This is a genomic window from Ruegeria sp. BC6 (genome assembly GCF_056539185.1).
The window spans coordinates 305489-320152 of the sequence record NZ_JBQFUM010000001.1; the positions used below are offsets into that span (position 1 = coordinate 305489).

Consider the following 14664-nt stretch of genomic DNA (forward strand, 5'->3'; position numbering starts at 1 on the left):
TGTATCGGAGTTGTCCGGTGTCATGCGCGGGCGGAACTCCGGAACATTGGGCATGACAACAGAAGGATTGTGCGATGGGCACTCTGGATATCGATTTCGTTCGGGCGCAGTTTCCGGCTTTTTCCGAACCCAGCCTGAAAGGGCAGGCATTCTTTGAGAACGCGGGCGGCTCCTATACCTGCAAACCCGTTCTGGATCGGCTGACCCGCTTCTATACCCAGCGCAAGGTTCAGCCATATGCGCCCTACGAGGCCAGCCGTCTGGCGGGCGAAGAAATGGATGAGGCACGTGTCCGGATGGCGGCTCTGCTGGGCGTGGACACCGACGAACTCAGCTTTGGCCCTTCGACCACGCAGAACACCTACGTACTGGCGCAGGCCTTTCGGCAGTGGATGAAGCCGGGTGAAGCGATCGTGGTGACCAACCAGGACCATGAAGCCAACTCGGGCCCCTGGCGGCGCCTTGCCGAGGACGGCATCGAGGTTCGCGAATGGGAAATCGACCCGGAAACCGGTTCGCTGAATCCGTCCGATCTGGAAAATCTGCTGGATGAAAAGGTGCGGCTGGTCTGCTTTCCCCACTGTTCAAACGTGATCGCCGAGATCAATCCGGTCACCGAAATCACGGCGATCGCGCATGCGGCCGGGGCATTTGTCTGCGTGGATGGTGTGTCCTACGCACCGCACGGCTTCCCGAACGTGGGGGACCTTGGGCCGGATATCTACCTGTTCTCCTCCTACAAGACCTACGGACCGCATCAGGGCTGCATGGTGATCCGGCGCACGCTGGGCGAGCTGCTGCCCAATCAGGGGCATTTCTTCAACGGAGACGTGCTGTACAAGCGGTTCACGCCGGCCGGACCTGACCACGCTCAGATTGCCGCCAGCGCCGGCATGGCCGACTATGTTGAACAACTCTGCGATCACCACGGCGGCCCATCTTCGGGGGCTTCTGCGCGTGGTGCTTTTGTCCATGACCTGATGCGTGCGCACGAAGTTGAGCTTCTGCAGCCGGTTCTGGACGCGCTCAAGGATCGCAACGCGGTGCGCCTGATCGGCCCGTCCGATGCCGAACGCCGGGCTCCGACCGTGGCCTTGGCCGTCAACCGCAACGCCGAAAGCGTGGCGGCTGATCTGTCCAAACACGGTATCATGGCCGGCGGTGGTGATTTTTATGCAGTTCGCCCGCTGACAGCCATGGGTGTCGATCTGGGGCAAGGTGTTCTACGGGTCAGTTTCACCCACTACACCTCGCGAAACGAGATCGACCAATTGCTCGAAGCATTTGACCGGGTTTTGTGATCCGGTAACAGTTCCGCCCCGTAGACATATGAAAACGGGGCGGAAATGGACAAAGAGCAGTCACCAATCATTTTGTGGTTCCGGCGTGATCTGCGCCTGAGTGACCATCCGGCTTTGGCTGTGGCCGCGCAGACAGGGCGACCTGTGATTCCTGTTTTCCTGCGCGATCAGCTGGTCGATGACTTGGGCGCGGCTCCGAAATGGCGGCTGGGCCTCGGCCTTGCCGCATTGTCTGACGGCCTCGAGCGCAAGGGCAGCAAGCTGATCCTGCGAAGCGGCCCGTCGCTGGCCGCGCTTGAAGACCTGATACGGGAAACAGGGGCAACTGACGTCTATTGGTCGCGGGCCTATGATCCCGAATCCATCGGGCGTGACACTCAGATAAAGGCTGCATTGTCCGCGCAGGGCGTAACCGCCAAGTCTTTTGCCGGGCATCTCTTGTTCGAGCCATGGACGGTCGCCACACAGGCGGGTCAGCCGTTTCGTGTTTTTACGCCCATGTGGCGGGCTGTGCGCGGGAGAGAGGTCGACGCTCCCAAGCCGGCACCGTCGCGGATCGCGGCACCCCGATCATGGCCGCAGTCGGATGTGCTTGAGATCTGGGACCTTGGCGCGGATATGCGTCGTGGCGCAGCGGTCGTTCGGGCTCATGTCGAACCGGGTGAGGCCGCCGCATTTGCGCAGCTGGACGACTTCACCGAACGGCTCGACGCGTATCCAGCAAAACGCGACGATCTGGGCGATGACGGCACATCGGGACTGTCCGAGTACCTTTCGTTGGGCGAGATCAGCCCGGCAACCATCTGGCACCGGGTCCAGAGCGCAGGGTTTTCCGGTTCATCCGGGGCCGAGGGCTTCTTGCGCCAACTCGTCTGGCGCGAGTTCGCATATCACCTGATGTACCACACACCGCATCTACTGAGCGCGAACTGGAAGCCGGAATGGGATGCGTTTCCGTGGAACACCGACACGGACACCCCCGAGGTTCGAGCCTGGACAATGGCGCGAACGGGGATACCGGTGATAGATGCGGGCCTACGGCAGATGTATGTCACCGGGCGGATGCACAACCGCGTCCGAATGATCGTCGCCAGCTACCTGACCAAGCACCTGATGACGCACTGGAAGATCGGCATGGATTGGTTTGCGGACTGTCTGGTCGATTGGGATCCGGCAGCGAATGCCATGGGGTGGCAGTGGGTTGCGGGGTCGGGGCCGGATGCCTCGCCGTTCTTTCGTATCTTCAACCCGCAGACCCAAGCCGAGAAGTTTGACCCCACGGGCGCCTATGTCCGCCGGTGGCTGGCCGAAGGACAAAAGAACCCACCCGAGACGGCGCTTGCCTATTTCGATGCGGTGCCGGTGTCATGGGGACTGTCTCCGACGGATGCCTATCCTGATCCGGTCGTTGATCTGAAGGTTGGGCGACAGCGGGCGCTTGCCGCCTACGAAGGCCGAAAACACCAGTAAGGAATTGAAAACTTGCCAGAAACGGAATCCCGTCCTAGCCTGCTCCGACCACCGCACAGGGGAGAGCGGATGATCCTGACGACGACAGAGGGGCAGAAAAGCCTGCCCAGATATTTTTCGCAGGTCTTCAAGATGCTGCAGCGAATGGAGTCCGGACGGCTGGACATCGCGCTGCCGGACGGGCGCATTTTTCGCAACGAAGGCGCCAAGCCCGGACCTGTCGCCCGCGTTGATATTCACGACCCGGATGTCTTCGCCCGGCTGATCCGTGAAGGCGAGCTCGGCTTTTCCGACGCCTACCTTGAGGGTGGGTGGAGCACACCTGACCTGCGCGCCTTCATGGATCTTGTCCATCTGGGCACCGAGACGGTCTATGATGATTTCACTGGCAAATTTTTGGTTCAGGCCTACGAGCGCCTGCGGTTCTGGCTGCACCGGAACAACCGAAAACAGGCCAAAAAGAACATTTCGTACCACTACGATCTGGGCAATGATTTCTACAGCCTGTGGCTGGACGAGACGATGACCTACTCCAGCGCGCTGTTCGAAACCGGTCAGGAAAGTCTGGAAAAGGCTCAGACGGCCAAATATGCCAGCCTGGTCGACGAGATGGGAGCAAAGCCGGGCGACCACATCCTTGAAATTGGCTGCGGTTGGGGTGGCTTTGCCGAATACGCCGCCAAGGAAAGAGACCTTAGGGTCACAGGCCTGACCATCAGCGAGGAACAGTTGAAGTATGCGACGCAACGTATAGAAAAAGCTGGGCTTTCCGACAAGGTCACCTTCAAGCTGCAGGACTACCGCGACGAGCGTGGGCAGTATGACGGCATTGCGTCGATCGAGATGTTCGAGGCCGTTGGGCAAAAGTACTGGCCGGTCTATTTTCAAACGGTCCGCGACCGGTTGAAGCCTGGCGCACGGGCCACGCTTCAGATCATCACAGTGGCGGACCGCCGCTGGGACGTTTACAAGAACGGTGTTGATTTTATTCAGAAATACATCTTTCCGGGCGGCATGTTGCCAGCCCCGACGGTGCTGAAGCAGGAAATCCAGCAGGCCGGTCTGGATGTGGTCAAGTCGAAGGAGTTCGGCCCAAGCTATGACCTGACCTTGCGGCGCTGGTACGACACGTTCAACGACAAGTGGGACCAGGTTGCTGCGATGGGCTTTGATGAGCGTTTCCGCCGCATGTGGAATTATTATTTGACCGCCTGCGGCGCAGCCTTTGACACGGGCAATTGCGATGTGACACAGATCACCGTAGCAAAACCCAACTAACACACGGAAATACCGGAATGCCGACAGCCTCACGTCTTGTTGCCGCGCTCAGTCTCATGGTGGTGGCTTTCCTCGTGTCCGGCATGATCATCGACAACGGCGAAGAGGGAAAGGACTACGGCTACTTCACCTATGTCAACCTGGTCCTTGGTTTTTTGTGTGGTTGGGTCATCATGGGCAAGCGGGCGGGCCGCGGCTGGACTGCAGCCGTGAACAATGGCCTGACCGGAGTGGTTTCTCTGGTGTTTTGGGGCCTGTTCGTCCAGGGCACGTACGAGATGTTCCGGCTTGCGATGCGTCACCGCTATGACGGGCCATTCGAGGCATTGCTGGCCATTTTCCAGATCGGTGTGGATTTCGGCAAGCAACTGATCTCGCCCGAGATCATCGCGACCTTGGCGATTGGTGCGCTGCTGTCCGGCCTGTTTACCGAAGGCGCCTCGCGGCGCTGGAACTGACGCCCTAGTCACGAGACTGCGATGACCAATCTGTTTTTTTACGGCACATTGCGGTATTTGCCGCTGCTTGAACTTGTTTTGGGTCGCTCGGGACAGGATCTTGCGGCCGAGCCGGCGATGCTGCCGGACCATGCGGTTCACGCGGTGCAGGACCAGGCCTTTCCGATGATCCTTGAGGCGCCCGGCGCAGCGGCACGGGGTATCTTGGTGCAGAACCTATCTACGCAAGACATTGAACGGTTGGCCTTCTACGAAGGTGGGTTCGACTATGACCTGCATGTCAAAGAGGTCGTCCTTGAGGGCGGATCTACCGTTTCCGCCCAAGTCTTCTTTCCCGCCCCCGGGTTATGGACGCCGGCCGATCCCTGGTCGTTGGAACAGTGGGTGTCCGAGTGGGGCGCGATGACCCTTTTGGCCGCGGATGAGGTCATGGGGTATTTCGGCAAGGTCGATGCCTCTCGGATCGCGCGCAGCTTTCCTGCCATTCGTACCCGGGCGTGGGCCAAGCTTGCGGCGCAGCAACGGAGAACCGGGGATGGTCGCAGTGTCCGCGATGATGTGATCGTGCACCGCCACACGCGCGCATACATCGACTATTTCGGGATGGAAGAAATCGAACTGCAGCACCGCCGATACGATGGGTCGATGGGGCCGGTTCTGAATCGGAATGGCTTGATGCAGGGTGCTGCGGTCGTGGTGCTGCCGTATGATCCCCTGCGCGATACGGTCCTTTTGGTTGAGCAGTTCCGAACCCCGGTATTTTTGATCGACGACCCAGAACCGTGGATTTGGGAACCGGTTGCCGGCATGATCGACCCCGGAGAAACCCCTGAACAGGCGGCCCACAGGGAAGCCATGGAGGAGGCGCAGGTGTCGTTTTCGCGGCTCGAATATGCAGGTGGCGCCTATTCTTCGAGCGGATCTTCCACCGAATTCATCCACCTCTATGTTGGGATTGGAGACCTCACCGCCTCGATCAACAATGGTGGCTTGGCGACCGAGGGGGAGGACATTCGCAGCAGGATTCTGCCATATGCCGAATTCATGGATATGGTTGACCGGCATGTCTTCAAGGACCTTCCTCTATTGTCCCTGGCGCATTGGTTGGCACGCAACCGCGATCGGTTGCGGGGATGACTATCCCGCCTTGTGGTCGGCGCAGGGCACCTGTACATCTGCGAAAACGCCAATTTACAAGAGGGTGCCATGCGCATTGCACGAGACCTTGCTGACGCCGTAGGAAAAACTCCGTTGATCCGGCTGCGCCGTGTCAGCGAAGAAACCGGGTGCGAAATCCTTGGGAAGGCCGAGTTCATGAACCCCGGTCAGTCGGTCAAGGATCGCGCCGCGCTGTTCATCATTCGCGACGCCATTGCGCGCGGCGATCTCAAGCCCGGCGGGACGATTGTCGAGGGGACGGCGGGCAACACGGGCATCGGTCTGGCGCTGGTCGGCGCGTCGATGGGGTTCAAAACCGTGATCGTCATCCCGGAAACCCAATCCGAAGAGAAGAAGGACATGCTGCGCCTCGCCGGGGCTCAACTGGTTCAGGTTCCCGCTGCACCTTACCGGAATCCCAACAATTTTGTGCATTACTCTCGGCGACTGGCCGAGCAGTTGGCCAAGACCGAACCCAATGGTGCGATTTGGGCAAACCAGTTCGACAACGTCGCGAACCGTCAGGCGCATGTCGAGACCACTGGGCCGGAAATCTGGGAGCAGACTGACGGCAAGGTCGATGGATTCATCTGCGCGGTCGGATCCGGCGGAACGCTGGCCGGTGTGGCCGAGGCTTTGCAGCCCAAGGGCGTCAAGATCGGTATCGCCGATCCGATGGGTGCCGGTCTCTATTCCTACTACACGACGGGTGAAATCGCGATGGAGGGCGGCTCGATCGCCGAGGGGATCGGCCAGGTCCGCATCACCAAAAACCTCGAAGGGTTCAAGCCCGACCACGCCTACCAGATCACGGACAACGAAGCGTTGCCCTATATCTTCGACCTTCTGCGCGAAGAGGGGCTGGTCATGGGTGGGTCCACCGCAATCAACATTGCCGGCGCCGTGAGGCTGGCCAAGGAAATGGGTCCGGGTCACACCATCGTCACCGTGTTGTGCGACTATGGCACGCGCTACCAGTCGAAACTGTTCAACCCCGACTTCCTGCGTGAAAAGGAACTGCCGGTTCCAGAGTGGATGACCGAGGCCCCGCGAAGCATACCGGGTGTATTTGAGGACGTATGATGCTGCGGCAGTTCCTGGTTTTACTGGCATTTGCGTTTGTGGTCGCAATTGGCGCCGCAGGCGGAGCCTCGGCGCAGCTGACCGACCGTCAAAGCGAGTACTACCAGGGATGGCTCAGCACCGCCGAGCGTGCCGAGAAGGTGATCGAAGCCAATCGGGCATCGAATGCCTCGATGGAGAAATTGCGCACTGAAATAAGTGGTTATCGGGACGACTTCAATCGCGCCCGAAGTGCGAACACGGATCGCATTCAAACGCTGGAAAGCCAGCTCAAGGCATTGGGGCCCAAACCCGATGACGGATCTTCGGAACCCGAAGACATCGCCAGCTTGCGAGAGAACCTCGAGCAGCAACTCAACAGCCTGAAGGTACCGCGGATCATCTCCGAAGAGGCCTACAGCCGCGCCAACGGCCTGATCAGCGAAATCGACAAGATCATCCGTGAACGGCAGCGGAAAGAGTTTCTGGAGCGCGGGCCATCGCCGCTCAACCCGGCGCATTGGGCGCCTGCCTGGGTGGACGTAACCGAAGCTGGCCGTGCATTGATGAACGAGACGAAGGCCAACATGCGTTCGGCCGTTGTCCGTGAAAAGCTGAAAGAGAGCGGACTTGCCATCGGTATTCTGCTCGCGGTGGCCGCGATCCTGCTGTTGTTCGGGCGATCATGGTCAGAGAAAGCTGGGGACTATCTGCGGCGGTTCGGAGGCTCCGGGCGTGGCGTATGGACATTCGTCGTGTCGCTGTTCCGGATCATCCTGCCATGGTTCGGGGTTGCCATTATCGTTCAGGCCGTGGTCATGACCGGAGTGCCGGGGTTGCGCGGCACATTGCTGATCCAGGAAATTCCGTATTGGGCCGCGATCATCCTGTTTTACGATTGGATCGGCCGTCAGGTCTATTTGATGGGCGAAGAACGGGGTTTCAAAGTCCTGTCGGCAAATACGATCAAGGAACTGCGGGTTTATCTGGATCTGCTCGCGCTGATGCTGATCCTGCATGAACTGGGCCAATTGTTCGAACGGATCGAAAACACGTCCGAGGCTACTCGCGCCGTCGTCAGCTTCCCGGTGATACTCGTGACAGCCCTGTTGCTGCTGCGGATCCGCCAAATCCGCCGCCCCGAAGGTTCCGAGGACGAGACTGAGCAGGGCCAGTCAGCACGGGCTGCCGGGTTCAGTCAACTGGTCGAGTTGCTCCGTCGGGCGCTGTTTTTCCTGGGCATCGCAAGCGTTGTCCTGGCTGCCATTGGCTATACCAATGCCGCCGAAGCGATCGTGTTCCCATCGGTCAAAACGCTGGTCCTGATAACGGCCATCGTCATCTTCCAGCGGTTCATCAGCTCGATCTATGGCTGGCTGACGGGGCAGGGCGACGCGGCCAGCGACTCGTTGTTCTCGGTGCTGGTCGGGTTCGTTCTGGCCATTCTGTCGTTGCCCATACTGGCGCTGTATTGGGGCGCGCGCGACTCGGACCTGCGCGAGGCGTGGTCCCGGCTTCTGATGGGTTTTGACATCGGCGGCGTGACGGTCTCGCCCAGCAACTTCCTGACTTTCGTGGCTGTGTTTGCGATCGGTTACATGCTGACCCGACTGCTGCAGAGCGGTTTGCGTAACTCATTGCTGCCAAAAACCAGCATCGATCCGGGTGGGCAGAACGCGATCGTCGCAGGAACGGGCTATGTGGGAATTTTCCTTGCGGCGCTGGCCGCGATCATTGTCGCGGGCTTTGATCTGTCGTCACTGGCGATCGTCGCGGGTGCGTTGTCTGTGGGTATCGGTTTCGGATTGCAGACAATCGTGTCGAACTTTGTATCGGGCATCATCCTGTTGGTCGAACGGCCGGTTGCCAAGGGGGACTGGATCGATGTCAACGGGATGATGGGTTATGTACGCGACATCTCAGTGCGCTCAACACGGGTGGAAACCTTTGACCGGACCGATGTGATTGTTCCAAACTCGGACCTGATCAGCGGCGTGGTGACCAACTATACCCGCGGCAATACCATCGGACGGGTCATCGTTCCGGTTGGCGTCGCCTATGGGACTGACACTCGCAAGGTCGAGAAGATCCTGGGCGAAATCGCGAATGCGCATCCTATGGTCTTGGCCAACCCGGCACCCAACGTCGTGTTCCAGGGGTTTGGTGCGGACTCGCTGGATTTCGAAATCAGAGCAATCCTGCGCGACGTGAACTGGGTGCTGTCCGTAAAGTCGGACATGAATCACGAAATCAACCGGCGCTTCACCGAAGAAGGGATCGAGATTCCATTCGCACAGCGCGATCTCTGGCTGCGCAACCCCGAGGTTCTGGTGCAACCGGCCAACAAGGCAGCGAAGCCCCAACAGTCGGATCAACAGGAACCTGTGAAGACCGACGACTCAAGCTCGGCGCCGATGGGCCTGACCGAGGCCGACATGGACGGAGACAACGGCGAAGAGCTGTAGTCAGAGGACTACAGCACCATCTCGCCGGCTGGCCGAGACCGAAGCGACCCCGCTCAATCGTTTGGGGTGGGGGCGCTTCAGGCAACTTGCGTATCCCTTGGATTTCCGCGCAATCGGCCCTTGCAAATCCCTGTTCGTTGGTCCAAATATCGCCGGCACGGAGAGGTGGCCGAGTGGTCGAAGGCGCACGCCTGGAAAGTGTGTAGGCGGGAAACCGTCTCCAGGGTTCGAATCCCTGTCTCTCCGCCATTCACCTTTAATACCCACAGTTTTTGCGCACCGCGCGGGATCGGCAGAGTTTTGGCCCGGACACCTTGGGCGAACATGTGTTGTGCACTGGGATCCGTACTGCCGGGCGGTGAGGCGGTGTACCGGGATTGTTACGTATCGGGGAACTGCACGGCCAGTTCTTTGCTTTTGGGAACGGCTTGGCAGGTCAGAACTTCACCGCTTGCGATGTCGTTCTGATCGAGGGCCATGTGCGCCCGCATTTGTACCTGACCCTCTGTCCGAATTGCGCGGCATGCGCCGCAGACGCCTGACTGGCAGCTGAAGGGCGGCGCCAGCCCCGCTGCAATCGCTGCCTCCAGGATCGTTTGCCCGGCCTCGATGGGTACCTCGCGGGTTTCCCCATCCAGCGTCACCCTCGCTGTGGCCGCCATGCCAGATTGGTTCGTGTCATGAACTGAGTCGGCGCCGAAGCTTTCCATGTGGATGCGTGCATCGGGCACATCCAGCGCGTTCAGCGCTGCCCGGACGTCTGCGTTCATGCTGCCTGGGCCGCAGATCCAATACTGGACGTCCTGCGCGATGGGGGGCGTCTCGTCGATTGCCGCCTTGATCGCATCCGCGTCAACACGGCCGGTTCGCCACGGGCTGAACCAGCTCAACAGTGATCGGGCTGACAAGACATGGCGCAGGGTGAACCGGTATGGGTTGGCCTCGACGAGGGTATCCAGCGTTTCCCGAAACAGAATCTCATTCTCGGACCGGTTGCCGTAGATCAGATGGACGACGGAATGTGGCTCGTGATCAAGCACGGCTCGGATCATCGCATAAAGCGGCGTCAGTCCGCTGCCCGCGCCGAAAAAGTAGTGGGTACGTCGTGCAGTTGCGTTGGGTTCCAGCGTGAAGCGGCCAAAGGGTGGCATCGCCTCGACCGTATCTCCGGCGCGCAGGGTGTCGCCGATATGGTTCGACACCAATCCTCCGGAAACGCGTTTCACGGTGATCCTCAGCGCTTCGTTTGGCGGGTTCGAGATGGTGTAGCATCGCCGCTGCTCCTTCCCGTTCAGGCCGAAGCGCAATGTCAGATGTTGGCCGGGGGACCAGCGAAACAGCTCGGTCAGGGCGGGTGGTACGTCCAGCACGACGGTGGTTGCTTCGCCACTGATTTCAGGCCGGATTTCAGCCACGGACAAGGGGAAGAATTTTCGCGTCACGAGTGGTCCTTTCCTGAGCAGAAGACGGCCATCTTCGGTCAGCGATAGTCCATGGTGGTGTGCAGTGCGCGGATCACCCATTTTCGGCCTTTGCGCGTGAGCGAAAAGCGGTCGGTTTGCGCCATCGTACCTGCGTGACCCTGCCAGTCGTACTTGACTGTGGTGACCGCTGTTGCCGTGGCGCTGCCCGGCTCTTCCGTGATCACGATCCGCGGGGGTGAGCGGTCTGTTTCCAAATATCCCTGCAGCGCTAGGACAGTTTCAAAGCCTGTGTCGCCCTTTCGCTGGGCCCAATCGGCCACCGAATAGCTAAAGTGATCATCCGGCTGGCCCTGACCACATTTTACGGTGATCGTGTGGATCGCTTCGGGATCCCAGTCGCTCCAGGCGATCTGGGAGTTGGGGGCGGAGAGCTGACGTTCGGCAACCGCCTTCGGATCGCTGCCGGGCGCGGCGAGAGCCAGTCCGCCTGCCAGGGCGATCCCAGCCAAGCTGGCAAGAATGCGGAGTATCACGGGATGACCTTTGTGTTCTGGGCAATTGGGCGCAGGATGATTGGTGCCGGCCCAGGGATGGCGTTTGGGGAGAGTGTTTTGGGCCTGGTCATGTCTCGGCCTCAGCTTTGGCCATGAAGTCAAGAACAACTTGCTGATGCTGCAAAACCGGGCCTTCTCCGACAGAGGGTGGCCCGATTTCAAACAACGGGCTTGCCAAGGATTTCTGTTGCTGTTCGCAGGCATAGACATCTTCGGTCGTGAAATCGCCCGAGGCCATCGGGTCATCTTTGCCCAACGCATCGTCGCCTTTGTATTTCGGGCCACCGAAGTCACGCCAGAACGCATAAGATGACCATTGCTGCCGCGAGTACTCCCAAGCCGACGCGCTGGCCAATCGGGTGCGGTTTTCCACTCGCGTTCGGTCGGGCGCGAGTGGCGTGATGATGAAGATGTTCCAGCTGTCTTCACTGCCTGCCAGGCCAATGCCCGGAAACAGCATCGGCACCCAGGCGCCAACATGAGGTTTCGGGATTACCCGCGGAGTGGGCAGGTTTTTCTCGAGCGCGCGGGCATAGTCTGACGCGGGCGGCTCCCAAAAATGATAGTGTGGACCTTTCCAGCCATATTCTGCGCGACCGTGGTCATACATGTGAAGCGTGTTCGAATGCAGGTGGCTCAGGTGGAAGACGTCGATGTAGTTCTCAACCACGATCTTCCAGTTGGCGCGGATCTCATAGCTTTGGCGGGCTTCGCCGTATTCGACCAATTCTTCGGGCTTGTGCGGGCCCAGCAACGGATCCACGGGCCCGAACCACTCCGCAAGGCTCGGCGCCTGCGGGTTAGGGTGCACGAAGATCATCCCGCGCCAGAGATCGACGCTTGCGGGTTTCAACCCGAGGCAAGATTTGTCGATGCCGTCAGGATATTCGCGGTTTTCATCCGGGACCGAGATCAGGTTGCCTTCCAGATCGTAGGTCCAATCGTGATAGGGGCAGGTCAGTGCCTTCTGTGTTTTGCCCACTGCACGGATCAATTGGGTTCCGCGGTGACGGCAGATGTTGTGGAACGCCCGCAGCCGACGGTCGCGCCCCATTACGACGAAGATGTTGTGCAAACCTGCCTGGACCGAGATGTAATGTCCGGGCTCGGGTACATCCTCGGCAAACCCGGCATATCGCCAGGTGCGAGAGAAGATCAGTTCTTGCTCGCGGCCGTACCAGTCCTGCGCTGTATAGGCAGAGGCGGGAAGCCGGTGATACATTCGTGTCATGAAAACCTCTCAGACCAGTCAGGCCGGATAGTCGGCCGGTGCGATGTCGGCGGTAACCATCAGGCCGCCGAAGACCATCCAAAGAACAGTAACGGTCCAGAACAGGAGTGGATCGGTTTCGCGGTTGACGGTATTGATCAGGAAAGCTTGGCCGCTGCTGATCGACGGTATGGCCCACCAGAGGAATACCAGCCCCCAGGGCCATTGGAGCCCCAGCCATGTGGCCACCAAAAGAACGGGTAGGGCTGCGTAGTTGATCAGTCTGGGGAGATTGATCATGCGTCACTCTCCAAGCTTGCAAGCAACGCCAGCGCCGCCGCTTTCAGATCGTCGCGCCACTGAGCTGGCGGTGAAATCGGGACAAGCGCGTCGATGTTCTGAGCGCAAGCGGTTACTCCATGGGCGACGGCCCGAATGCGTTCGGGAGGTGCCGATGGATAGGCGCGGGCCAGATTGCCTTCGATGACGGCCAGAAAGTCGGCGTAGCTTTGGGTCAGTTTGGGGCCCAGGTCAGGAATGCGTTCTGCGGCCGTTGCCAAAGCCTGCCAAGCCAGCATCAGCCGGGGATCATGGCCGTGCCCGTCGTCAAACAGGGCATCAATCAACTCAGATGGCTCACCCTGCGACCCGAAGTGAACCGAGACCGCCTCTGTAACTTCGGCAAAAGCGTTGATCACGTGGTCTGCCAATGCCGCCGTCATGTCATCCCGGTTTCCCAAGTAGTGGCGCAACAAGGGCCGTTTGACACCAGCCTCCGCCGCGATGCGTTCTTGTGTTGCGCCTTCCAATCCGAAACGGGCCACACAGGTCAGGTAGGCATCGAGTATTTCAGCGGATCGTTGGTTTTTGAGCGTAGGCCGGGGCATTGGGGTTCCTTATTGTCATTTTTGACAAATACCTACAGCGGATAAGTTGTCAATAATGAAAATTAACAAAAGCAGGGTTGAGGGCAGGCCAAAATCAGCCTGTCCCTGCTCAGGATTTGGTATGATCGGATGGTCGTCCGTGTCGGGTCTCGTCAGATCATACGACCGTTCCGCGCAAGTGCGTCCGCGACGACGTTCTCCCACGCGGAGTAGACCCTCTCTGGAGAAAGAAGCGCCCTTAACTCATCGGATTCGTTTGCCATTCCTGCGCGGGCCGTCGGGTCATTGATCAGACGAATGGCGGCTTCTGCCAATCCGGTTACGTCGCCGGTCGGTACCAGATAGCCATTTCGTCCGTGGCGGATGAATTCGGACGGACCATAGTCACAATCGAATGAGACGACCGGGATCCCGCTGACGACGGCTTCGGCGACAACATTGTGAAACCCTTCATACAGCGAAGACCCAACCACGATATCGGCGTTGTTGGCCCAGTCGCCGACCCGGGCCGTGTTGCCTGGCAAATGAACGCAGCCTTCGAGACCCAGAGACTTGCGCAATTGCTCGAGTGCGGGACGCTCGGGACCTTCACCGAAGATCGTCAGGGTGGTCCATGGGCACTCGGCATGGATCCTGGCCATGGTTTCCAGAAGAAGGTGAAAACCTTTCTGCGGAACCAGGCGACCAACCGAGACCAGGTGACGCGCTTTTTCGGAGTTCGACACCTGCGCGCGTGTGAAAGGCTCGATCGGGTTCGGTATGACCCGGCCGCGACAGCGGAGCGGGCCGGGCAGATCCGCCAGACCTTTTTGCGTCAATGCAACGACAGCCTTCGACCTTCGGCCCAGAACGGATTGCAGTCGCGCCCATCCGGGGTGTGCGTCCTGCAGACGTGGGTTGTTCCGTTCCGAAATGATGACCGGCAGCTTGGAGTCCAGTGTGGCGATCAGGGTAATTACATTCACTTTGGTCAGAAACGAAATCACGACATCGGGTCGTAGTTCGCGAATGACCGAACGGACGTGCGTGATCCTATTGAACTGTCCGCGCCTGCCGGACAGCGCGCTGGTCCGCACTTTTTCGTTCATCGAGAAATAGGGACCGTTTTCCGGCATGCTGAACGCCGTTGCGTGAACCTCGCAACCGCGTTCTACGAAATGGTTCGACAACATGGCGATGACTTTTTCCGCACCACCCGGACCGAACCCTGCCTGCACAAAAAGCAGCTTTAAACCATTCAACGACACAGTCCCCCGCCGAAAATGGTAATTTACGCAGGGTAATTGAGCAAGCTTGAGATGATCATTGCCACAAATGGACGCAAAGGCTGGCGACAATAGCCGAAATCCGGCCGATTGGACCGCAAGGCGTGTTGTCAGAGCAGCGGGTGTTCGAAC

13 protein-coding genes and 1 tRNA gene are annotated in these 14664 nt (G+C 59.4%); 8 read left to right on the plus strand and 6 right to left on the minus strand.

Annotated features, from left to right (window positions below; all coding sequences use genetic code 11):
* Window positions 1-74 precede the first annotated feature (74 nt).
* The 8 genes from ACR0MM_RS01445 (at window position 75) to ACR0MM_RS01480 (ending at window position 9441) form a co-directional block, all read left to right on the plus strand.
* A complete protein-coding gene (locus ACR0MM_RS01445; RefSeq protein ID WP_480694016.1) occupies window positions 75-1301 on the plus strand; it encodes an aminotransferase class V-fold PLP-dependent enzyme in 1227 nt (408 codons plus the stop codon).
* 45 nt (window positions 1302-1346) lie between these two features.
* Entirely contained in the window at window positions 1347-2771 is a 1425-nt protein-coding gene (locus ACR0MM_RS01450; protein WP_480694018.1) for a cryptochrome/photolyase family protein, read from the plus strand.
* Between the two features lie 69 nt (window positions 2772-2840).
* Complete coding sequence (locus tag ACR0MM_RS01455; protein WP_480694020.1) at window positions 2841-4049, plus strand: class I SAM-dependent methyltransferase; 1209 nt, start codon at window positions 2841-2843, stop codon at window positions 4047-4049.
* Between the two features lie 17 nt (window positions 4050-4066).
* Window positions 4067-4507: a TrgA family protein gene (locus ACR0MM_RS01460; protein ID WP_093961876.1), complete on the plus strand. Its 441-nt coding sequence runs from the start codon at window positions 4067-4069 to the stop codon at window positions 4505-4507.
* Window positions 4508-4528: 21 nt separating this feature from the next.
* Window positions 4529-5644: an NUDIX domain-containing protein gene (locus tag ACR0MM_RS01465; RefSeq protein ID WP_480694022.1), complete on the plus strand. Its 1116-nt coding sequence runs from the start codon at window positions 4529-4531 to the stop codon at window positions 5642-5644.
* A gap of 69 nt (window positions 5645-5713) precedes the next feature.
* The gene (locus ACR0MM_RS01470; protein WP_170338935.1) at window positions 5714-6748 is read left to right on the plus strand and encodes a cysteine synthase A; all 1035 of its coding nucleotides are present in this window, start codon (window positions 5714-5716) and stop codon (window positions 6746-6748) included.
* Window positions 6748-9192 carry a DUF3772 domain-containing protein gene (locus tag ACR0MM_RS01475; RefSeq protein WP_480694024.1) on the plus strand — a complete coding sequence of 815 codons (2445 nt, stop codon included), beginning with the start codon at window positions 6748-6750 and terminating at the stop codon, window positions 9190-9192. Before ACR0MM_RS01470 ends, ACR0MM_RS01475 begins: the two co-directional genes overlap by 1 nt.
* A gap of 159 nt (window positions 9193-9351) precedes the next feature.
* Window positions 9352-9441 (plus strand) — tRNA-Ser (locus ACR0MM_RS01480).
* Window positions 9442-9572: 131 nt separating this feature from the next.
* Here ACR0MM_RS01480 and ACR0MM_RS01485 read toward each other — a convergent pair.
* The 6 genes from ACR0MM_RS01485 to ACR0MM_RS01510 all read right to left on the minus strand — a co-directional run bounded on the left by ACR0MM_RS01485 (window position 9573) and on the right by ACR0MM_RS01510 (window position 14508).
* Entirely contained in the window at window positions 9573-10634 is a 1062-nt protein-coding gene (locus ACR0MM_RS01485) for a 2Fe-2S iron-sulfur cluster-binding protein (RefSeq protein ID WP_480694026.1), read from the minus strand.
* Window positions 10635-10672: 38 nt separating this feature from the next.
* On the minus strand, window positions 10673-11149 hold the full coding sequence (locus ACR0MM_RS01490) for a hypothetical protein (RefSeq protein ID WP_480694028.1): 477 nt from the start codon (window positions 11147-11149) through the stop codon (window positions 10673-10675).
* Window positions 11150-11237: 88 nt separating this feature from the next.
* Entirely contained in the window at window positions 11238-12401 is a 1164-nt protein-coding gene (locus ACR0MM_RS01495; RefSeq protein ID WP_480694030.1) for an aromatic ring-hydroxylating oxygenase subunit alpha, read from the minus strand.
* An 18-nt stretch (window positions 12402-12419) separates the two neighbouring features.
* Window positions 12420-12680 carry a hypothetical protein gene (locus ACR0MM_RS01500; protein ID WP_480694032.1) on the minus strand — a complete coding sequence of 87 codons (261 nt, stop codon included), beginning with the start codon at window positions 12678-12680 and terminating at the stop codon, window positions 12420-12422.
* The gene (locus tag ACR0MM_RS01505) at window positions 12677-13267 is read right to left on the minus strand and encodes a TetR/AcrR family transcriptional regulator (RefSeq protein ID WP_260065853.1); all 591 of its coding nucleotides are present in this window, start codon (window positions 13265-13267) and stop codon (window positions 12677-12679) included. The genes ACR0MM_RS01500 and ACR0MM_RS01505 overlap by 4 nt, the downstream gene beginning before the upstream one ends.
* A 152-nt stretch (window positions 13268-13419) precedes the next feature.
* Window positions 13420-14508 carry a glycosyltransferase family 4 protein gene (locus ACR0MM_RS01510; RefSeq protein ID WP_480694034.1) on the minus strand — a complete coding sequence of 363 codons (1089 nt, stop codon included), beginning with the start codon at window positions 14506-14508 and terminating at the stop codon, window positions 13420-13422.
* Window positions 14509-14664: the final 156 nt, after the last annotated feature.

Coding starts and splice junctions, on each gene's coding strand:
- ACR0MM_RS01465 (WP_480694022.1), top strand. CDS start 4,529: ATGACCAATCTGTTTTTTTACGGCACATTGCGGTATTTGCCGCTGCTT.
- ACR0MM_RS01500 (WP_480694032.1), bottom strand. CDS start 12,680: ATGATCAATCTCCCCAGACTGATCAACTACGCAGCCCTACCCGTTCTT.
- ACR0MM_RS01455 (WP_480694020.1), top strand. CDS start 2,841: ATGATCCTGACGACGACAGAGGGGCAGAAAAGCCTGCCCAGATATTTT.
- ACR0MM_RS01470 (WP_170338935.1), top strand. CDS start 5,714: ATGCGCATTGCACGAGACCTTGCTGACGCCGTAGGAAAAACTCCGTTG.
- ACR0MM_RS01460 (WP_093961876.1), top strand. CDS start 4,067: ATGCCGACAGCCTCACGTCTTGTTGCCGCGCTCAGTCTCATGGTGGTG.
- ACR0MM_RS01475 (WP_480694024.1), top strand. CDS start 6,748: ATGCTGCGGCAGTTCCTGGTTTTACTGGCATTTGCGTTTGTGGTCGCA.
- ACR0MM_RS01505 (WP_260065853.1), bottom strand. CDS start 13,267: ATGCCCCGGCCTACGCTCAAAAACCAACGATCCGCTGAAATACTCGAT.
- ACR0MM_RS01445 (WP_480694016.1), top strand. CDS start 75: ATGGGCACTCTGGATATCGATTTCGTTCGGGCGCAGTTTCCGGCTTTT.
- ACR0MM_RS01450 (WP_480694018.1), top strand. CDS start 1,347: ATGGACAAAGAGCAGTCACCAATCATTTTGTGGTTCCGGCGTGATCTG.
- ACR0MM_RS01495 (WP_480694030.1), bottom strand. CDS start 12,401: ATGACACGAATGTATCACCGGCTTCCCGCCTCTGCCTATACAGCGCAG.